The 19,882-nt window shown below is 54.4% G+C and carries 14 protein-coding genes; 10 read left to right on the top strand and 4 right to left on the bottom strand.

The genetic code is table 11. From position 1 onward, the window contains the following. Nucleotides 1-63: 63 nt before the first annotated feature. Complete coding sequence (trxB, locus tag ACN9MQ_RS07365; RefSeq protein ID WP_025204565.1) at nt 64-1,032, bottom strand: thioredoxin-disulfide reductase; 969 nt, start codon at nt 1,030-1,032, stop codon at nt 64-66. A 544-nt stretch (nt 1,033-1,576) separates the two neighbouring features. On the opposite strand from trxB, the gene lrp reads away from it, so the two are divergent. From lrp to ACN9MQ_RS07415, 10 genes are all read left to right on the top strand, one after another. After that, nucleotides 1,577-2,071: a leucine-responsive transcriptional regulator Lrp gene (gene lrp / locus ACN9MQ_RS07370; protein WP_000228469.1), complete on the top strand. Its 495-nt coding sequence runs from the start codon at nt 1,577-1,579 to the stop codon at nt 2,069-2,071. A 135-nt stretch (nt 2,072-2,206) separates the two neighbouring features. Beyond that, nucleotides 2,207-5,959 carry a DNA translocase FtsK gene (gene ftsK, locus ACN9MQ_RS07375; RefSeq protein ID WP_426021279.1) on the top strand — a complete coding sequence of 1,251 codons (3,753 nt, stop codon included), beginning with the start codon at nt 2,207-2,209 and terminating at the stop codon, nt 5,957-5,959. A 127-nt stretch (nt 5,960-6,086) separates the two neighbouring features. Beyond that, nucleotides 6,087-6,701, top strand: coding sequence for an outer membrane lipoprotein chaperone LolA (gene lolA / locus ACN9MQ_RS07380; RefSeq protein WP_014169368.1), 615 nt, complete (start codon nt 6,087-6,089; stop codon nt 6,699-6,701). Nucleotides 6,702-6,710: 9 nt separating this feature from the next. Beyond that, entirely contained in the window at nt 6,711-8,054 is a 1,344-nt protein-coding gene (gene rarA / locus ACN9MQ_RS07385; protein WP_025204557.1) for a replication-associated recombination protein RarA, read from the top strand. Between the two features lie 92 nt (nt 8,055-8,146). Further along, nucleotides 8,147-9,439: a serine--tRNA ligase gene (gene serS, locus ACN9MQ_RS07390; protein WP_008499983.1), complete on the top strand. Its 1,293-nt coding sequence runs from the start codon at nt 8,147-8,149 to the stop codon at nt 9,437-9,439. A gap of 211 nt (nt 9,440-9,650) precedes the next feature. Continuing rightward, nucleotides 9,651-12,092, top strand: a complete 2,442-nt coding sequence (gene dmsA / locus ACN9MQ_RS07395; RefSeq protein WP_426021278.1) for a dimethylsulfoxide reductase subunit A — start codon at nt 9,651-9,653, stop codon at nt 12,090-12,092. Nucleotides 12,093-12,102: 10 nt separating this feature from the next. Next, nucleotides 12,103-12,720: a DMSO/selenate family reductase complex B subunit gene (locus tag ACN9MQ_RS07400; RefSeq protein WP_014169373.1), complete on the top strand. Its 618-nt coding sequence runs from the start codon at nt 12,103-12,105 to the stop codon at nt 12,718-12,720. A gap of 1 nt (nt 12,721) precedes the next feature. After that, a complete protein-coding gene (locus ACN9MQ_RS07405; RefSeq protein ID WP_014169375.1) occupies nt 12,722-13,585 on the top strand; it encodes a dimethyl sulfoxide reductase anchor subunit family protein in 864 nt (287 codons plus the stop codon). Nucleotides 13,586-13,859: 274 nt separating this feature from the next. After that, on the top strand, nt 13,860-15,008 hold the full coding sequence (locus ACN9MQ_RS07410) for an MFS transporter (RefSeq protein ID WP_014169376.1): 1,149 nt from the start codon (nt 13,860-13,862) through the stop codon (nt 15,006-15,008). A gap of 123 nt (nt 15,009-15,131) precedes the next feature. Continuing rightward, the gene (locus tag ACN9MQ_RS07415; protein ID WP_020884824.1) at nt 15,132-15,653 is read left to right on the top strand and encodes an anti-virulence regulator CigR family protein; all 522 of its coding nucleotides are present in this window, start codon (nt 15,132-15,134) and stop codon (nt 15,651-15,653) included. A gap of 34 nt (nt 15,654-15,687) precedes the next feature. Here the strand turns inward: ACN9MQ_RS07415 and pflA are convergent, their stop codons facing one another. From pflA to focA, 3 genes are all read right to left on the bottom strand, one after another. Then, nucleotides 15,688-16,428, bottom strand: a complete 741-nt coding sequence (pflA, locus tag ACN9MQ_RS07420) for a pyruvate formate lyase 1-activating protein (RefSeq protein WP_020884823.1) — start codon at nt 16,426-16,428, stop codon at nt 15,688-15,690. Between the two features lie 204 nt (nt 16,429-16,632). After that, nucleotides 16,633-18,915 (bottom strand): formate C-acetyltransferase, encoded by a 2,283-nt coding sequence (gene pflB / locus ACN9MQ_RS07425; protein ID WP_014169380.1) that lies wholly within the window; start codon nt 18,913-18,915, stop codon nt 16,633-16,635. A gap of 51 nt (nt 18,916-18,966) precedes the next feature. Then, entirely contained in the window at nt 18,967-19,824 is an 858-nt protein-coding gene (focA, locus tag ACN9MQ_RS07430) for a formate transporter FocA (RefSeq protein ID WP_025204555.1), read from the bottom strand. Nucleotides 19,825-19,882: the final 58 nt, after the last annotated feature.

The raw sequence follows: 19,882 nt of genomic DNA on the forward strand, positions 1-19,882 counted from the left end.
CGGAGAGACAATAAAGGCGACTTATCGCCGCCTTTATTTACGTTTGTTACTGACTTGTAAAGATTATTTACCTTGTTCCGCCAGCCCGTCGAGGTAGCGTTCCGCGTCCAGCGCGGCCATACAGCCGGTGCCAGCAGAGGTGATCGCCTGACGGTAGATATGGTCCATCACATCGCCAGCAGCGAATACGCCAGGAATGCTGGTCTGGGTCGCGTTGCCGTGAATACCGGACTGCACTTTGATGTAGCCGTTTTCCAGCTCCAGTTGCCCCTCGAAAATCGCGGTGTTCGGGCTGTGACCGATCGCCACAAACAGACCCGCCACTTCCAGCGTTTCGACGTTATCGGTGTTCTGGGTATCACGAATACGCAGACCGGCAACGCCCATCTGATCGCCCGTGACTTCTTCCAGGGTACGGTTGGTGTGCAGCACGATATTGCCACTCGCCACTTTATCCATCAGACGTTTGATCAGGATCTTCTCTGCGCGGAAGGTGTCACGACGGTGGATCAGGTGCACTTCAGAGGCGATGTTCGCCAGATAAAGGGCTTCTTCCACGGCAGTGTTGCCGCCACCGATAACCGCCACTTTCTGGTTGCGATAGAAGAAACCATCGCAGGTTGCGCAGGCGGAGACGCCACGGCCTTTGAATGCTTCTTCAGACGGCAGACCGAGGTAACGGGCAGAAGCGCCGGTCGCGATGATCAGCGCATCACAGGTGTACTCGCCACTGTCGCCCGTCAGACGGAACGGACGGTTCTGCAGGTCAACCTTGTTGATATGATCGAACAGAATTTCGGTTTCGAATTTCGTCGCATGCTCGTGCATACGCTCCATCAGCAGCGGCCCGGTCAGGTCGTTCGGGTCGCCTGGCCAGTTTTCCACTTCCGTGGTGGTGGTCAGCTGACCGCCTTTTTCCATGCCGGTAATCAGAACCGGTTGCAGGTTAGCGCGTGCAGCATAGACCGCCGCGGTATATCCCGCAGGTCCAGAACCAAGAATTAGCAGCTTACTGTGTTTGGCCGTGCCCATGAGATCCCCATTGTTGTTGGCAGACATTTGGCTGGATTGTAGGGAATTTGTTGCCGTAAAAAAAGAGCGCAGCAATTTTGATATCGATATGTGCAATAGCCAGCGACGATGAATTAAGCGCTATAACATCACGCTTTGCGCCGAAATTCGCTCGTTTGTACGGCAATAAAATGAGGATTAATACCCTGCCGTAATGAATATCCGGCATGTTGTACTAAAAATCGATGTTTTGCTTTGACAATCCCCTGCGCTTTTGCGAAAACATTCAAGGAAGAAAAAAAACCGCGTTAACCGCATGCCGCATAGGCATGCACGTAAATGCCATTTTTACCGGGTCAGTGAAATCTACGCATGGCGTGGACAGACGCCATACGTGATATCGGTGACTGCCTTCGGGCAACGGTCTTCTTACCAACAGAACCCGAATCCGCATCGCGTCTAATACATAACCAGGCGATGTGATGACTAACGGGTACAGGCTCTGAACAGTGATGTGCACAGGGTCCAGGCAGGAGTAGGGAAGGAATACAGAGAGACAATAATAATGGTAGATAGCAAGAAGCGCCCTGGCAAAGATCTCGACCGTATCGATCGTAACATTCTTAATGAATTGCAAAAGGATGGGCGTATTTCCAACGTCGAGCTTTCAAAACGTGTGGGACTTTCCCCGACGCCGTGCCTTGAGCGTGTGCGCCGACTGGAAAGACAGGGTTTCATTCAGGGCTATACGGCTCTGTTGAACCCGCATTATCTGGATGCCTCACTTCTGGTATTTGTTGAGATTACTCTGAATCGTGGTGCGCCGGATGTGTTTGAGCAATTTAACGCCGCTGTACAAAAACTTGAAGAAATTCAAGAGTGTCATCTGGTATCCGGTGATTTCGACTACCTGTTGAAAACCCGTGTGCCTGATATGTCCGCCTACCGTAAGCTGCTGGGTGAAACCCTGCTGCGTCTGCCGGGCGTGAATGACACCCGTACCTATGTGGTGATGGAAGAAGTCAAACAGAGCAATCGTCTGGTTATTAAGACGCGCTAACACGGAACAGGTGCAAAATCAGTGTAGTTTGATTACACTCCTGTTAATCCATACAGCAACAGTGCCGGGGATACCCGGCGCTGTTGTCCGTTTTAGCAAACAGGCAGGATATGCCTGATACCTGGAGAGCCTTTCTTGAGCCAGGAATACACTGAAGACAAAGAAGTCACATTATCGAAGCTAAGCAGCGGACGTCGTCTCCTCGAGGCTTTGCTGATTGTTATTGCCCTTTTTGCCGTCTGGCTGATGGCAGCCCTACTCAGTTTCAACCCCTCAGATCCCAGCTGGTCACAAACCGCCTGGCATGAGCCTATCCATAACTTAGGCGGTGTTCCCGGCGCCTGGCTTGCAGATACGCTCTTCTTCATTTTCGGGGTGATGGCCTACACCCTTCCCGTCATTATCATTGGCGGATGCTGGTTTGCCTGGCGCCATCGTCAAAACGATGACTATATCGACTATTTCGCGGTGTCGCTGCGCCTGATTGGCGCACTGGCGCTGATCCTCACCTCGTGTGGGCTGGCGGCTATCAACGCCGATGATATCTGGTATTTCGCCTCTGGCGGGGTGATCGGCAGCCTGTTGAGCTCTGCGCTACAGCCCATGCTTCACAGCAGTGGTGGCACGCTTGCGTTGCTCTGTATCTGGGCGGCAGGACTGACGCTGTTCACCGGCTGGTCGTGGGTGAGCATCGCCGAGAAGATTGGCAGCTTTATCCTTACCCTCCTGACCTTCGCCAGCAACCGTACCCGTCGCGACGATACGTGGGTTGACGAAGATGAATATGAAGATGAGTACGAAGAGGAAGACGATGCTCCCGTTCAGCGTCGCGAATCTCGTCGTGCCCGCATTATGCGAGGCGCGCTGGCGCGTCGTCAGCGTGTTGCCGAGAAATTTGCCAACCCGCTAGGCCGTAAAACCGATGCGGCGCTCTTCTCCGGCAAACGCATGGATGAAGACGATCAGGTTGAATATCGTGCCGCCGGTGCGGCTGTCGATCCAAACGATGTGCTCTTCTCCGGCAACCGTGCCACGCCGGGAGCGTTTGATGAATACGACCCGCTGTTAAATGGTCACTCCGTGACCGAGCCGGTCGCTGCAGCGGCCGCCGCCACAACGGCTTCACAGGCGTATGCCGCTCCAGCCGATGCGGTGATGCCTTCAGCACCGGTTCCACCACCCGAATCCGCCATTCAGCAACCTCAGGTGGAGTGGCAAACCGCCCCTGGCGTTCATACGCCTGAGCCGGTTATTGCGCCAGAGCCAGAGAGCTATGTTCCTGTCCAGCAGGAAGCCTGGCAGCAGCCTTATCAGCCGGAGCCGGCATATGAGCCTCAGGGATATCCGCAGTATGCGCAGCCTGCCGCACAGCCTCATCAGGAGTACGTGCCGGAGCCGGTTGAACCTGAACAGCCATACGTAGCGCCTCAGCCTGAGCCTGACGTGGTGGAAGAGGCGAAACCGTCTCGTCCGCCATTGTACTATTTTGAAGAGGTCGAAGAGCGTCGTGCCCGCGAGCGTGAACAGCTGGCGGCCTGGTATCAGCCTGTGCCTGAACCGGTGCAGGAGCCTGTAACCAAAGCACCTTCTGTTTCGGTTCCTCCGGTTGATCCAACGCCTGCCGTTGCACCTGTTGCTGAAAGCGTGAAGCAGGCTACAGCGGCAGCCCCGGTCTTTAGCCTCGCCACAGGCGGTGCGCCACGTCCACAGGTGAAAGAGGGCATTGGCCCGCAGTTACCTCGCCCAAACCGTGTTCGCGTGCCAACGCGGCGTGAGCTGGCCTCCTACGGTATCAAGCTCCCTTCTCAGCGTATGGCTGAGGAGAAAGCGCGCGAGAATGAGTATGAAGATGACGTTGATGAAATGCATCAGGATGAACTGGCGCGCCAGTTCGCCGCGCAGCAGCATCAGCGCTATGGCGAAGAATACCAGCATGAAGTGCATCATCCGCAAGACGAAGATGACGCGGCTGAGGCGGAATTAGCGCGCCAGTTCGCGGCCACGCAGCAGCAGCGTTATGCCGGTGAGCAGCCCGCCGGAGCGAATCCGTTCTCGCTGTCGGATTTTGAATTCTCGCCAATGAAAGATCTGGTTGATGATGGCCCGAGCGAGCCGCTGTTCACGCCGAGCGCGATGCCGGACGCTGAACCGACGCGTCCGCAGACTGCGCCAGCGCCGCAAGCGTATGCACAGCCGCAACAACCGGCACCGCAGGCGCATGCACAGCCGCAACAACCGGCACCGCAGGCGTATGCACAACCGCAGCAACCGGCGCCGCAGGCTTACGTGCAACCGCAGCAGCCACCACAGCCGCCGCAGTTCCAGCAGCCTCAGGCACAGCCGCAGGAGAGTCTCATTCACCCGCTGCTGATGCGTAACGGCGACAGCCGTCCGCTGCAGCGTCCAAGCACGCCTCTGCCGTCGCTGGATCTGTTAACTCCACCGCCGGCTGAAGTCGAGCCGGTCGATACCTTTGCTCTTGAGCAGATGGCTCGTCTGGTGGAAGCGCGTCTGGCGGACTTCCGTATCAAGGCTGATGTGGTCAACTACTCCCCAGGGCCGGTGATCACTCGCTTCGAACTTAATCTGGCACCAGGCGTAAAAGCCGCGCGTATTTCTAACCTTTCCCGTGACCTGGCGCGTTCTCTGTCGACCGTGGCGGTGCGTGTTGTAGAGGTTATTCCGGGTAAACCTTACGTCGGTCTTGAACTGCCGAATAAGAAACGTCAGACCGTTTACCTGCGCGAAGTCCTGGATAACGCGAAGTTCCGCGATAACCCGTCACCGCTGAGCGTGGTTCTGGGTAAAGATATTGCGGGCGAGCCGGTGGTGGCCGATCTGGCAAAAATGCCTCACCTGCTGGTGGCAGGTACCACCGGCTCCGGTAAATCCGTCGGTGTGAACGCCATGATCCTCAGCATGCTCTATAAAGCGCAGCCGGAAGATGTCCGTTTCATCATGATCGACCCGAAAATGCTGGAACTGTCGGTCTATGAAGGTATCCCGCATCTGCTGACAGAAGTGGTTACCGACATGAAAGACGCGGCCAATGCCCTGCGCTGGAGCGTGAATGAGATGGAGCGTCGCTACAAGCTAATGTCTGCGCTGGGCGTGCGTAACCTTGCCGGTTATAACGAGAAAATCGCCGAGGCGGCACGGATGGGCCGTCCGATTCCGGACCCTTACTGGAAACCGGGCGACAGCATGGATGCCCAACATCCAGTGCTGGAAAAACTGCCTTACATCGTCGTGCTGGTGGATGAATTCGCTGACCTGATGATGACCGTCGGTAAAAAAGTGGAAGAGCTGATTGCACGTCTGGCGCAAAAAGCGCGTGCGGCCGGTATCCACCTGGTTCTGGCGACGCAGCGTCCGTCTGTGGACGTCATTACGGGTCTGATCAAAGCGAACATTCCAACCCGTATCGCGTTTACCGTATCGAGCAAAATTGACTCGCGTACTATTCTCGACCAGGGGGGCGCGGAGTCGCTGCTGGGTATGGGGGACATGCTTTACTCTGGCCCGAACTCTACTTCTCCGGTGCGTGTTCACGGCGCATTTGTTCGCGACCAGGAAGTTCACGCCGTGGTGCAGGACTGGAAAGCGCGCGGTCGTCCGCAATATGTTGATGGCATTACCTCCGACAGCGAAAGCGAAGGCGGCGGTGGTGGCCTGGACGGCGGCGAGGAGCTGGATCCGTTATTCGACCAGGCGGTTAACTTCGTCACCGAAAAACGTAAAGCCTCTATCTCGGGTGTGCAGCGTCAGTTCCGCATCGGCTACAACCGCGCAGCGCGCATCATCGAGCAGATGGAAGCGCAGGGCATTGTGAGCGAGCAGGGGCACAACGGTAACCGTGAGGTGCTGGCACCGCCGCCGTTTGATTAACCTTCAGTGATTGCAAAGAAGGGTAAATGAGCCAAAATTAAGCATTTTCTTCTGTCGCCTGCCTTCGGGCAGGTACACAATAGAGGGCAGAACCCCATATCGGGATGACGTATTTTAAGGAATAACAATGAAAAAAATCGCAATCGCCTGTGCATTACTCACCAGTTTTGTCGCCAGTAGCGTCTGGGCTGATGCAGCCAGCGACCTTAAAAGCCGACTGGATAAAGTGAGCAGTTTCCACGCCAGCTTCACGCAAAAAGTGACTGACGGCAGTGGCAATGCGGTGCAGGAAGGTCAGGGGGATTTGTGGGTAAAACGCCCGAATCTGTTTAACTGGCATATGACTCAGCCGGATGAGAGCATCCTGGTTTCTGACGGTAAGACCTTGTGGTTCTACAACCCGTTTGTCGAGCAGGCTACTGCGACCTGGCTGAAAGACGCGACCAGCAATACGCCTTTCATGCTGATTGCGCGTAACCAGTCCAGCGACTGGCAGCAGTACAATATCAAACAGAATGGTGATGAGTTTGTTCTGACGCCGAAAGGCAGCAATGGCAACCTGAAACAGTTCACCATCAACGTGAGCACCAACGGAACCATTAATCAGTTTGGTGCGGTTGAGCAGGACGACCAGCGTAGCAGCTACCAGCTCAAGACCCAGCAAAACGGCGCGGTTGACGCGTCTAAATTCACCTTTACCCCGCCGCAGGGCGTAACGGTGGACGATCAGCGCAACAAGTAAGAGGCATGAGTGAGCAATCTGTCGCTCGATTTTTCTGAGAATGCGTTTCAACCTCTGGCCGCTCGTATGCGGCCAGAAAATTTAGCGCAGTACATCGGCCAGCAACACCTGCTGGCTGCGGGGAAACCCTTGCCGCGTGCCATTGAGGCCGGGCATCTGCACTCCATGATCCTCTGGGGGCCACCCGGTACAGGCAAAACCACGCTCGCAGAAGTTATCGCCCGCTATGCTAACGCGGATGTCGAGCGCATCTCGGCGGTCACGTCCGGCGTGAAGGAGATCCGCGAGGCGATTGAACGTGCGCGGCAAAACCGCAATGCCGGGCGACGTACCATTCTCTTTGTCGACGAAGTTCACCGTTTCAATAAAAGCCAGCAGGATGCTTTCCTGCCGCACATTGAAGACGGCACCATTTTCTTCATCGGTGCCACCACCGAAAACCCGTCGTTTGAACTCAATTCCGCGCTGCTTTCCCGCGCACGTGTTTACCTGCTCAAATCCCTGACCGTGGAGGATATTGAACAGGTTCTCACGCAGGCGATGGACGATAATGCGCGCGGCTACGGCGGGCAGGATATCGTTCTGCCTGACGACACGCGCCGGGCGATCGCTGAGCTGGTTAACGGCGACGCCCGGCGGGCACTCAATACGCTGGAAATGATGGCCGATATGGCCGAAGTGGATGCGTCCGGCAAGCGGGTACTGAAACCGGCGTTGCTCACCGAGATCGCCGGGGAGCGCAGCGCGCGTTTCGACAATAAAGGCGATCGGTTTTACGATCTGATTTCGGCACTGCATAAGTCGGTGCGCGGCAGCGCGCCCGATGCGGCGCTTTACTGGTATGCCCGCATTATCACCGCCGGTGGCGATCCGCTGTATGTGGCCCGTCGCTGCCTGGCGATTGCCTCTGAAGATGTCGGGAATGCCGACCCGCGCGCCATGCAGGTGGCTATTTCGGCCTGGGACTGCTTTACCCGCGTCGGGCCTGCTGAAGGCGAGCGTGCTATCGCTCAGGCGATTGTTTATCTGGCCTGCGCACCGAAAAGTAACGCTGTCTATACCGCCTTTAAAGCGGCCATGTCCGACGCTCGTGAACGTCCGGATTATGACGTGCCGGTTCATCTGCGCAATGCGCCGACCAAACTGATGAAAGAGATGGGGTATGGGCAGGAGTATCGCTACGCCCACGACGAACCCAATGCCTACGCCGCCGGGGAGGAATATTTCCCGCAGGAGATGGCACAAACCCGCTATTATCACCCCACAAACAGAGGTCTTGAAGGCAAGATTGGCGAAAAGCTCGCCTGGCTCGCCGGACAGGATCAAAATAGCCCTATAAAACGCTACCGTTAGTGCGATCGTTGCGGTAATGTTGGCAATGTATCCCTGTGGCCGCAGGCTGTGGTCACATTTTCCTATTTTAATTCGATAAGCACAGGATAAGCATGCTCGATCCCAATCTGCTGCGTAATGAGCCAGACGCAGTCGCTGAAAAACTGGCACGCCGGGGCTTTAAGCTGGATGTAGATAAGCTGCGCGCTCTTGAAGAGCGTCGTAAAGTTCTGCAGGTACAAACTGAAAATCTGCAGGCAGAGCGTAATTCTCGATCGAAATCCATCGGCCAGGCGAAAGCGCGCGGGGAAGACATTGAGCCATTACGCCTGGAAGTGAACAAACTGGGTGAAGAGCTGGATCAGGCGAAAGCGGAGCTGGACGTGCTTCAGGCCGAGATCCGTGATATCGCGCTGGCGATCCCGAACATTCCTGACGATAGCGTACCTGTCGGTAAAGATGAAAACGACAACGTTGAAGTGAAACGCTGGGGCACGCCTCGCGAGTTCGATTTCGAGGTTCGCGATCATGTGACCCTGGGCGAAATGCATGCCGGCCTGGACTTTGCGGCCGCAGTTAAGCTGACCGGTTCTCGCTTCGTTGTGATGAAAGGCCAGATTGCTCATCTGCATCGCGCTCTGGCGCAGTTTATGTTGGATCTGCACACCGAGCAGCACGGTTACAGCGAAACCTACGTCCCGTATCTGGTTAACCACGATACGCTGTACGGTACTGGCCAGCTGCCAAAATTTGCCGGCGATCTGTTCCACACCCGTCCGCTGGATGAGGAAGCTGACAGCAGCAACTACGCGCTGATCCCAACTGCGGAAGTGCCGCTGACTAACCTCGTGCGTGATGAGATCATCGACGAAGACGACCTGCCAATCAAACTGACAGCACACTCACCGTGCTTCCGTTCTGAAGCGGGTTCTTACGGTCGCGACACCCGTGGTCTGATCCGTATGCACCAGTTCGACAAAGTAGAGATGGTGCAGATTGTCCGCCCGGAAGAGTCGATGGACGCGCTGGAAGAGATGACCGGCCACGCTGAGAAAGTGCTGGAGCTGCTGGGTCTGCCGTACCGTCGTATGGCGCTGTGCACCGGTGATATGGGCTTTGGTGCCTGCAAAACCTTCGACCTGGAAGTCTGGGTTCCTGCGCAGAATACCTACCGTGAAATCTCCTCCTGCTCTAACGTCTGGGATTTCCAGGCGCGTCGTATGCAGGCACGTTGCCGCAGCAAGTCTGACAAGAAAACTCGTCTGGTGCATACCCTGAACGGTTCTGGTCTGGCTGTCGGTCGTACACTGGTTGCCGTGCTGGAAAACTATCAGCAGGCGGACGGTCGTATTGAGATCCCTGAAGTGCTGCGTCCGTACATGAAAGGCCAGCAGTACATCGGTTAATGATTTGACGTGAAACAAAAAAGCGCCTCAGGGCGCTTTTTTTATACCTTAGAATTGATACGACGCAATAACCCCTCCCTCCAAAGTAGTAATACTCCTCCGAATGAAAGTCAGCATAAAAAACCAATAACGAAGTTATTCGTTATATATAAAACTATATAGCGGCATATGCCGCCTCTCTTTTCTTTGTGAGCAACCAAAGTGAGTCTCTATGAAAATCAAAGCGCCTGAAGCGTTAATGGCTGCCGAGGTCACTCGCCGTGGGTTGATGAAAACCACGGCAATTGGTGGTCTGGCCGTTGCCAGCAGCGCCTTTACGCTCCCTTTTTCTCGTCTGGCGTCGGCGGCGGATGCACTGTCCCCGACCACCCCGGAAAAAGTGGTGTGGAGTGCCTGTACCGTAAACTGCGGTAGCCGTTGTCCACTGCGTATGCATGTGGTGGATGGTGAGATTAAATATGTCGAAACCGATAATACCGGGGACGATAACTACGAGGGGTTACATCAGGTCCGCGCCTGCCTGCGCGGCCGTTCAATGCGTCGTCGCGTTTATAACCCGGACCGCCTGAAGTACCCGATGAAACGCGTTGGCAAGCGTGGAGAAGGGAAGTTCGAGCGCATTAGCTGGGATGAAGCCTACGACATCATCGCGACGAACATGCAGCGTCTGATCAAAGACTACGGCAACGAATCCATCTATCTGAACTATGGCACCGGGACGCTCGGCGGCACGCTGACCCGCTCCTGGCCACCGGGGAAAACGCTGGTGGCCCGTCTGATGAACTGCTGCGGCGGTTATCTGAACCATTATGGCGACTACTCTTCGGCGCAGATTGCCGCCGGTCTGAACTACACCTACGGTGGCTGGGCAGACGGTAACAGCCCGTCTGATATCGAAAACAGTAAGCTGGTGGTGCTGTTCGGCAACAACCCGGGTGAAACGCGCATGAGCGGTGGCGGGGTAACGTACTACCTCGAACAGGCGCGCGCCAAATCGAATGCCCGCATGATTATTATCGACCCGCGCTATACCGACACCGGAGTAGGGCGTGAAGATGAGTGGATCCCGATTCGTCCTGGCACCGATGCTGCGCTGGTCTCCGCGCTGGCGTGGGTGATGATCACTGAAAATCTGGTCGATCAGCCGTTCCTCGATAAATACTGCGTCGGTTATGACGAGAAAACATTGCCAGCCAGCGCGCCGGCTAATGGCCACTATAAGGCCTATATTCTCGGTCAGGGCAGCGACGGTATTGCCAAAACGCCGGAATGGGCGTCCACCATCACGGGAATTCCGGTAGACCGTATTGTTCAACTGGCACGCGAGATTGGCTCGGCTAAACCGGCCTATATTAGTCAGGGCTGGGGTCCACAGCGTCATGCGAACGGTGAAATTGCCACCCGTGCCATTTCGATGCTCGCCATTCTGACGGGTAACGTAGGCATTCATGGCGGTAACACCGGTGCGCGTGAAGGCTCCTATGAAGTGCCGTTTGAACGTATGCCGACGCTGGAAAACCCGGTTCAGACCAGTATCTCCATGTTTATGTGGACTGATGCCATTGAACGCGGCCCGGAAATGACTGCGCTGCGTGACGGCGTGCGGGGTAAGGACAAACTGGATGTCCCGATCAAGATGATCTGGAACTACGCCGGAAACTGTCTCATCAACCAGCACTCTGAAATTAACCGCACCCATGAAATCCTGCAGGATGACAAGAAGTGCGAGATGATTGTGGTGATCGACTGCCACATGACATCTTCGGCAAAATATGCCGATATTATTCTCCCGGACTGCACGGCCTCTGAGCAGATGGATTTCGCGCTGGATGCCTCCTGCGGCAACATGTCCTACGTCATCTTTACCGATCAGGCCATTAAACCTCGCTTTGAGTGCAAAACCATCTATGAGATGACCTCTGAGCTGGCGAAACGTCTTGGCGTTGAGCAGCAATTTACCGAGGGGCGCACGCAGGAAGGCTGGATGCGCCATCTGCATGAACTCTCCCGTAAAGCGATCCCTGACCTCCCGGATTTCGATACCTTCCGTGAGCAGGGGATGTACAAACAGCGTGATCCGGAAGGCCACCACGTGGCGTACAAAGCTTTCCGTGACGATCCGCAGGCCAATCCGCTGACCACGCCATCGGGCAAAATTGAAATTTATTCAGAAGAGCTGGCAAAAATTGCCTCTACCTGGGAGTTGCCGGAAGGGGATGTTATCGATCCGCTGCCGATCTACACGCCGGGCTTTGAAAACTACAACGATCCGCTGACCGCGAAATTCCCGCTGCAGTTGACCGGCTTCCACTACAAAGCGCGTGTTCACTCCACCTATGGCAACGTCGACGTACTAAAAGCTGCCTGCCGTCAGGAGATGTGGATTAACCCGATGGATGCCAAAGCCCGTGGGATCAGCAATGGCGACCGCGTGCGCATCTTTAACGGTCGCGGTGAGGTACACATTGAAGCCAAGGTGACTCCGCGCATGATGCCTGGCGTTGTCGCGCTGGGGGAAGGGGCCTGGTATAGCCCGGATGCGAATCGCATCGACCAGGCAGGCAGTATTAACGTACTGACCACGCAGCGTCCGTCGCCACTGGCGAAGGGCAACCCGTCCCACACGAACCTTGTTCAGGTTGAAAAGGTGTAAGGAGTAACCGATGACAACCCAGTATGGATTTTTTATTGATTCCAGCCGCTGCACCGGGTGCAAAACCTGCGAGCTCGCCTGCAAGGATTACAAAGATTTAACCCCGGACGTCAGCTTCCGCCGTATTTATGAATACGCGGGCGGTGACTGGCAGGAAGACAACGGTGTCTGGCACCAGAACGTGTTTGCCTACTACCTGTCGATTGCCTGCAACCACTGCGAAGACCCGGCCTGCACCAAGGTCTGCCCGAGCGGGGCGATGCACAAGCGTGACGACGGGTTCGTGGTGGTGGATGAAGATGTCTGCATCGGCTGTCGCTACTGCCACATGGCCTGTCCGTACGGTGCCCCGCAGTACAACGCCGCCAAAGGGCATATGACCAAGTGCGACGGCTGCCACACCCGCGTGGCAGACGGCAAAAAGCCGATCTGCGTGGAGTCCTGCCCGCTGCGTGCGCTGGACTTCGGTCCCATCGACGAACTGCGTAAAAAACATGGTCAGCTGGCGGCCGTCGCGCCGCTGCCGTCCGCGCACTTCACGAAGCCGAGCATCGTGATTAAACCTAACGCCAACAGCCGCCCGACAGGGGATACCACCGGCTACCTGGCAAACCCGAAGGAGGTGTGAGATGGGAAGTGGATGGCATGAATGGCCGCTGATGATCTTCACGGTCTTTGGGCAGTGTGTGGCGGGCGGTTTTATTGTCCTCGCGCTGGCGCTGCTGAAAGGGAATCTCACTGCTGAGCAACAACAACGTTTAGTGTTGAGTATGTTTGGCCTGTGGGTGCTGATGGGAATTGGCTTTATTGCCTCTACGCTGCACCTCGGCTCGCCAATGCGCGCGTTCAACTCCCTGAACCGGGTGGGGGCGTCGTCACTCAGTAATGAAATCGCCAGCGGGGCGATCTTCTTTGCTGTGGGTGGGCTGGGTTGGCTGCTGGCAGCACTGAAGAAATTGCCGGCAGGGCTGCGCAGCGTGTGGTTGATTGTCACGATGGTGCTGGGCGTGGTGTTTGTGTGGATGATGGTGCGGGTTTATAACACCATCGACACCGTGCCGACCTGGTACAGCATCTGGACGCCGATGAGCTTCTTCCTGACGCTGTTTATTGGTGGGCCGCTTCTTGGCTTCATGCTGCTGCGCGTCGCGGGTGTTGACGGTTGGGCGATGCGTTTGCTGCCTGTCGTTTCACTGCTGGCGCTGGTAGTGAGCGCAGTCGTCACCCTGATGCAGGGCGCGGAGCTGGCAACCATTCACAGCTCTGTTCAGCAGGCGTCTGCCCTGGTACCGGCATACGGCTCGCTGATGGCCTGGCGCGTGGTACTGCTGGTGGCGGCACTGGTGTGCTGGATTGTGCCTCAGCTTAAGGGGTATCAACCCGCGCTGCCGCTCCTGTCACTGGCTTTTGTGCTGGTCCTCGCAGGTGAACTGATCGGCCGCGGTGTGTTCTACGGTTTGCATATGACCGTAGGTATGGCCGTCGCTAGTTAACGTTGCAGTGGGTGAGATAAAGCCGGGACGGAGCGCCCGGCTTTTTTTATTTTAATCATGAAATTTTTCGACTGACGTTTTGTTTTCACTTCAGGCATTAATAAATAAAAACAGATACATAATTAATATCTATAGCAGGCGTTGCATTAGCAGGATAAGTTTTTTAAATCGACAGGGAACATATCGTGCGTGGCGGTGAAACCAGTGGATTGACTTTGTTTTTGCCAGTGGCATGATGCGCACGAAATCTGAACTTCCTCACGGTTTTTAATCCATGACCATCTATACCCGGCCAGTGCTTTTATTGCTCTGTGGCCTGCTTCTGCTGACCCTGGCGATCGCAGTGTTAAATACGCTCGTCCCGCTGTGGCTCGCCCATGAAAACTTACCGACCTGGCAGGTGGGTATGGTCAGCTCGTCCTTTTTTACCGGTAACCTGCTGGGTACGCTGGTTACAGGAAGCCTGATTAAACGCTTTGGTTTTAACCGCAGCTATTATCTGGCCTCGCTGCTCTTCGCTGTCGGATGTGCCGGGCTGGGCCTGATGGTGGGCTTCTGGAGCTGGATGGTATGGCGCTTTATCGCCGGAGTGGGTTGCGCGATGATTTGGGTGGTGGTTGAAAGCGCGCTGATGTGCAGCGGCACGTCACGTAACCGCGGACGCCTGCTGGCAGCCTATATGATGGTTTATTACATCGGTACCGTGCTTGGTCAACTGATGGTGAGCAAACTGCCAACCGACCTGATGAGCGTTCTGCCGTGGGTGACGGGAATGGTGCTGGCAGCAATCCTGCCGCTGCTCTTTACGCGCATTGTGAACCAGAACAGCGAACACCAGGAAGCAACCCACGTCTGGCCAATGCTGAGACTGCGTCAGGCGCGTCTTGGCGTTAACGGCTGTATTATCTCCGGAATTGTGCTTGGTTCACTGTATGGCCTGATGCCGCTTTATCTGAACCATCAGGGCGTCAGCGATTCCGGGATCGGTTTCTGGATGGCGGTGATGGTGAGTGCGGGGATTGTCGGTCAGTGGCCGATTGGACGCCTGGCCGATCGCTTTGGTCGCCTGTTGGTGCTGCGTGTTCAGGTTTTCGTGGTGATCATGGGTTGTCTCGCCATGCTCAGCAATGCGGCGATGGCGCCTGCGCTGTTTATTCTGGGTGCCGCAGGTTTTACGCTCTATCCGGTCGCGATGGCCTGGGCCTGTGAGAAAGTTGAACATCACCAGTTAGTGGCAATGAATCAGGCGTTGTTACTGAGCTATACCATCGGCAGCCTGCTGGGACCGACCTTTACCGCGATGCTGATGCAGAATTACTCCGACAATTTGCTGTTTATTATGATTGCCAGCGTATCGTTTATTTACCTCTTAATGCTGCTGCGCAAAGTGGGAGAACACCCGACGCCTGTGGCGCATGCCTGATTAATAAAAAGCCAGTCGATGACTGGCTTTTTTGTCCCCATCACATATAAGACTTTTACGTATTGTTTGTTTATTGCACCAGGCGATAATTCAGGTGAGTTATATCACTAAAAGGCAACAATCATGTCTACTCGTCGTTTTACCACTACCGCTCTGGCAGTAGTGTTGTCTTTAACGTTTGCTGCAGCTCCGGTCATGGCTAACCCGGGTAACGGGAATGGCAGTGGTCACGGGAACAGTGGCGGACAAGGTAATGGCGGCAGTCACGGCAATTCCGGTAGTCATGGCAACGGAAATTCCGGTACCCACGGTAATAAACAAAATAACGGTCAGGAAAATCCAGGTAAATCGAATAAAAGCGTCAGTGACGATGTCGACGCCCGTGTGAGCTTCGATCATGCCCGTCACCTGGCACTCAATTACGGCTTAACAGGTTATGAGTCACTGCCTCCGGGTATTGCGAAAAACCTCGCACGCGGTAAACCGCTCCCTCCGGGCATTGCGAAGAAAACCGTGCCGGCTTCTATGCTGGGCCAGCTTCCTTCCTATCCTGGTTATGAATGGCGTGTCGTCGGTGACGATCTGGTCTTAATTGCGCTGAGTACTGCGGTTGTGACCACCATTATTAATGGCGTCTTCAGATAATATAAAAAAGGCCCGGTTCTCACCGGGCCTTTTCTTAATACATTACCTTGTGGCCGTACTGTTCAAGAATACCTTTCACGCGTTCCATCGTCTCTTTCTTCGGCGGCTTAACGCCATCGAGTTTATATTCTTCGCCCATGGCGACCCACTTGTGTTTACCCAGTTCGTGGTAGGGCAGAAGCTCAATTTTCTCAACGTTGCCCATATCGCGGGTAAATTCTCCCAGCCGATGCGCGGAATCGTCATCATCTGACCAGCCAGGTACAACAACATAGCGGATCCAGGTTTTGATGCCTTTCCCGGAGATGTATTTGGCGAACTCTAGCGTACGGTGGTTGGAAACACCCACCAGATTCTGGTGGATCTCATCGTTCATCTGTTTGAGATCGAGCATCACCAGGTCGGTGACGTCGAGCAGTTCATCAATGACCGGATCGTAGCGGCGGACAAAACCGTTTGTATCGAGACAGGTATGAATGCCTTCTTTGCGGCAGGCGCGGAACCAGTCGCGCACGAATTCGGCCTGCAGAATGGCTTCACCGCCGGAAGCGGTTACGCCGCCGCCCGATGCGTTCATAAAGTGACGATAGGTCACCACCTCTTTCATCAGTTCTTCGACGGTCACTTCTTTGCCGCCGTGTGTATCCCAGGTGTCACGGTTATGGCAGTACAGGCAGCGCATCAGGCAGCCCTGGAAAAAGGTGATAAAGCGGATACCCGGGCCATCGACAGTGCCACAGGATTCAAAGGAGTGAATGCGACCAATAATTGACATTGCGGTGATATCTCCAGCATCGGCCCGTCCGGGGCCTGTGTATGCACAGCTCAAAACCGGCTGTGTTTAAGTCTGTTTTGGCTGTTATCCATAGAGTATAGATAGCGGACAAAAGAGACTGTGATGGAGAGAGTGTTAAAAAGGCCCCACGTATGTGGAGCCTTTATTGTACGCCTTTTAACGCGTGATTTCAGTCAATTCCACTTACATGGACTGAGTGAAAGTACGGGTGATAACGTCCTGCTGCTGTTCTTTCGTCAGGGAGTTAAAACGTACTGCGTAGCCGGATACACGGATGGTCAGCTGAGGATATTTCTCAGGGTGTTCCATCGCATCAAGCAGCATTTCACGGTTCATTACGTTCACGTTCAGGTGCTGACCACCTTCAATGGACGCTTCGTGGTGGAAGTAACCATCCATCAGACCCGCGAGGTTAGTTTTACGTACTTCGTCGTCTTTACCCAGCGCATTTGGCACGATAGAGAAGGTGTAAGAGATACCATCTTTCGCGTAAGCAAACGGCAGTTTAGCGACGGAGGTCAGAGAGGCAACAGCACCTTTCTGGTCACGACCGTGCATTGGGTTAGCACCTGGGCCGAATGGCGCACCTGCGCGACGACCGTCTGGGGTGTTACCGGTTTTCTTACCATACACAACGTTAGACGTGATGGTCAGAACAGACTGAGTCGGGATAGCGTTACGGTAAGTGGTCAGTTTCTGAATTTTCTTCATGAAACGTTCAACCAGGTCAACCGCCATGTCATCAACGCGAGAGTCGTTGTTACCAAACTGCGGATATTCGCCTTCGATTTCGAAATCAACAGCCAGACCGTCTTCGTCACGAATTGGTTTAACTTTCGCATATTTGATTGCAGACAGGGAGTCAGCCGCAACGGACAGACCTGCGATACCACACGCCATGGTGCGGATAACGTCACGGTCGTGCAGCGCCATCAGAGAGGCTTCGTAGCTGTACTTGTCGTGCATGTAGTGGATAACGTTCAGGGCAGTGACGTACTGTTTAGCCAGCCAGTCCATGAAGTGATCCATACGCTCCATGACTTCATCGAAGTTCAGAACGTCGCCTTTGATTGGTTCAGACTTAGGACCAACCTGCATTTTCAGTTTTTCATCAACGCCGCCGTTGATTGCGTACAGCATGGTTTTCGCCAGGTTTGCACGCGCACCGAAGAACTGCATTTGTTTACCAACAACCATTGGGCTTACGCAGCATGCGATAGCGTAGTCATCGTTGTTGAAGTCCGGACGCATCAGGTCATCGTTCTCGTACTGCAGAGAAGAGGTGTCGATGGACACTTTAGCGGCGAATTTCTTAAAGTTCAGAGGCAGTTTTTCAGACCACAGAACGGTGATGTTCGGCTCCGGAGAAGGACCCATGGTGTACAGGGTGTTCAGGAAGCGGAAGCTGTTTTTGGTAACCAGAGTACGGCCATCAACACCCATACCACCGATAGATTCCGTTGCCCAGATTGGGTCACCAGAGAACAGCTCATCGTATTCAGGGGTACGCAGGAAGCGAACCATACGCAGTTTCATGACCAGGTGGTCAATCATTTCCTGAGCGTCTTGCTCGGTGATTTTGCCCGCTTTCATATCACGTTCGATGTAAGCATCCAGGAAGGTGGATACACGACCGAAGGACATTGCTGCACCGTTCTGAGACTTAACTGCAGCCAGGTAGCCGAAGTAGGTCCACTGGATAGCTTCCTGAGCGTTGGTTGCAGGACCAGAGATATCGCAGCCATATTTAGCCGCCATTTCTTTGATCTGACCCAGCGCGCGATGCTGTTCAGCGATTTCTTCACGCAGACGAATAGTCGCTTCCAGGTTTACACCGTTTTCCAGATCAGACTGCAGGGAAACAAACTGCGCGTATTTGTCTTTCATCAGGAAGTCGATACCGTACAGCGCAACGCGACGGTAGTCACCGATGATACGGCCACGGCCATAGGCATCTGGCAGACCAGTCAGAACGCCAGATTTACGGCAGTTCAGAATGTCTTTGGTGTAAACATCGAATACACCCTGGTTGTGGGTTTTGCGGTATTCGGTGAAGATTTTTTTCAGCATTGGGTCCAGCTCGCGGTTATACGCTTTGCAGGAACCTTCAACCATTTTGATACCACCGAACGGGATGATCGCACGTTTCAGTGGTGCTTCAGTCTGCAGACCAACGATTTTCTCAAGGGCTTTGTTAATGTAGCCAGCATCGTGAGAAGTGATGGTAGAAGCAACGGAGGTGTCAAAATCAACTGGCGCGTGAGTGCGGTTTTCCAGTTTTACGCCTTCCATTACGCTGTCCCACAGCTTGGTGGTCGCGTCAGTTGCACCAGCCAGGAAGGATTCGTCACCTTCATACGGGGTATAGTTTTTCTGAATGAAGTCACGTACGTTTACTTCATTCTGCCAGTCACCTTTCGCAAAACCTTCCCAGGCTGTGGCTAACTTTTCATTAAGCTCGGACATGTAACACCTACCTTCTTAAGTGGATTTTTTATTTACTGCCTGAGATAACCATCAATGATGGTCGTCGCCACGCAGGTAAATGACCCAGTATGTCAACCCAACTAACAGACCCCCACCGATAATGTTCCCGATAGTGACAGGGATCAGGTTATCAGTAATGAAATTCATAATAGTCAGGTGAGAGAAACTTTCCGGGGTTGAACCAACAGCAGTCCAGAACTCCGGGCTTGCAAAGTTGCGGATTACAATTCCCATGGGGATCATAAACATGTTCGCAATACTGTGCTCGAAGCCGCTGGCAACAAACATCGCAACCGGCAGAACCATAATCATGGCTTTATCCATCAGGCTACGACCCGAGTAGCTCATCCAGACAGCCAGGCAGACCATCAGGTTAGCGAGGATGCCGAGAGCAACGGCTTCGATAAATGTGTGGTGCATTTTGTGGTCTGCGGTCTGCAGGACGTTGAGTCCCCAGCCACCGTTGGCGGTCATATACTCGCCAGAGAGCCACATCAACAGAACAAAGAGCAGACAGCCAATCAGGTTGCCAACATAGACATTAAGCCAGTTGCGCGCCAGTTGACCCCAGGTAATTCTTCCGCTGGCTTTTGCCACGACAATCAACACTGTAGAAGTGAAGAGGTCGGCGCCGCAGATGACGCAAAGAATCAGTCCCAGTGAGAAGCAAATACCGCCAATCAGTTTCGCCATGCCGAAAGGCATCGCGGCAGTACCGGTGGTGGCTGTGATGTAGAAGACAAACGCGATAGAGATGAACACACCAGCCGTGATCGCCAGATAGAACGTCTTCATCGGGTGTTTCGTTGCTTTATAGACACCCGCTTCTTCGGCAACTTTGGCCATAGCAGCTGGGAGTAAAAGATCAAAAGGGTTGTCAGCTTTCACACTAACTCTCTCTTTATTAAGTCGGCGACGAGATACTAACAAAGCATTATAGAAGAGA

It is taken from the genome of Enterobacter sp. R-25 (assembly GCF_049913205.1).
GTDB classification, from domain to species: domain Bacteria; phylum Pseudomonadota; class Gammaproteobacteria; order Enterobacterales; family Enterobacteriaceae; genus Enterobacter; species Enterobacter ludwigii.

Excerpts from the sequence above, each read along its gene's own strand:
- lrp (WP_000228469.1), top strand. The coding sequence starts at position 1,577 with ATGGTAGATAGCAAGAAGCGCCCTGGCAAAGATCTCGACCGTATCGAT.
- dmsA (WP_426021278.1), top strand. The coding sequence starts at position 9,651 with ATGAAAATCAAAGCGCCTGAAGCGTTAATGGCTGCCGAGGTCACTCGC.
- pflB (WP_014169380.1), bottom strand. The coding sequence starts at position 18,915 with ATGTCCGAGCTTAATGAAAAGTTAGCCACAGCCTGGGAAGGTTTTGCG.
- ACN9MQ_RS07405 (WP_014169375.1), top strand. The coding sequence starts at position 12,722 with ATGGGAAGTGGATGGCATGAATGGCCGCTGATGATCTTCACGGTCTTT.
- pflA (WP_020884823.1), bottom strand. The coding sequence starts at position 16,428 with ATGTCAATTATTGGTCGCATTCACTCCTTTGAATCCTGTGGCACTGTC.
- lolA (WP_014169368.1), top strand. The coding sequence starts at position 6,087 with ATGAAAAAAATCGCAATCGCCTGTGCATTACTCACCAGTTTTGTCGCC.
- trxB (WP_025204565.1), bottom strand. The coding sequence starts at position 1,032 with ATGGGCACGGCCAAACACAGTAAGCTGCTAATTCTTGGTTCTGGACCT.
- ACN9MQ_RS07415 (WP_020884824.1), top strand. The coding sequence starts at position 15,132 with ATGTCTACTCGTCGTTTTACCACTACCGCTCTGGCAGTAGTGTTGTCT.
- ACN9MQ_RS07400 (WP_014169373.1), top strand. The coding sequence starts at position 12,103 with ATGACAACCCAGTATGGATTTTTTATTGATTCCAGCCGCTGCACCGGG.
- serS (WP_008499983.1), top strand. The coding sequence starts at position 8,147 with ATGCTCGATCCCAATCTGCTGCGTAATGAGCCAGACGCAGTCGCTGAA.
- ACN9MQ_RS07410 (WP_014169376.1), top strand. The coding sequence starts at position 13,860 with ATGACCATCTATACCCGGCCAGTGCTTTTATTGCTCTGTGGCCTGCTT.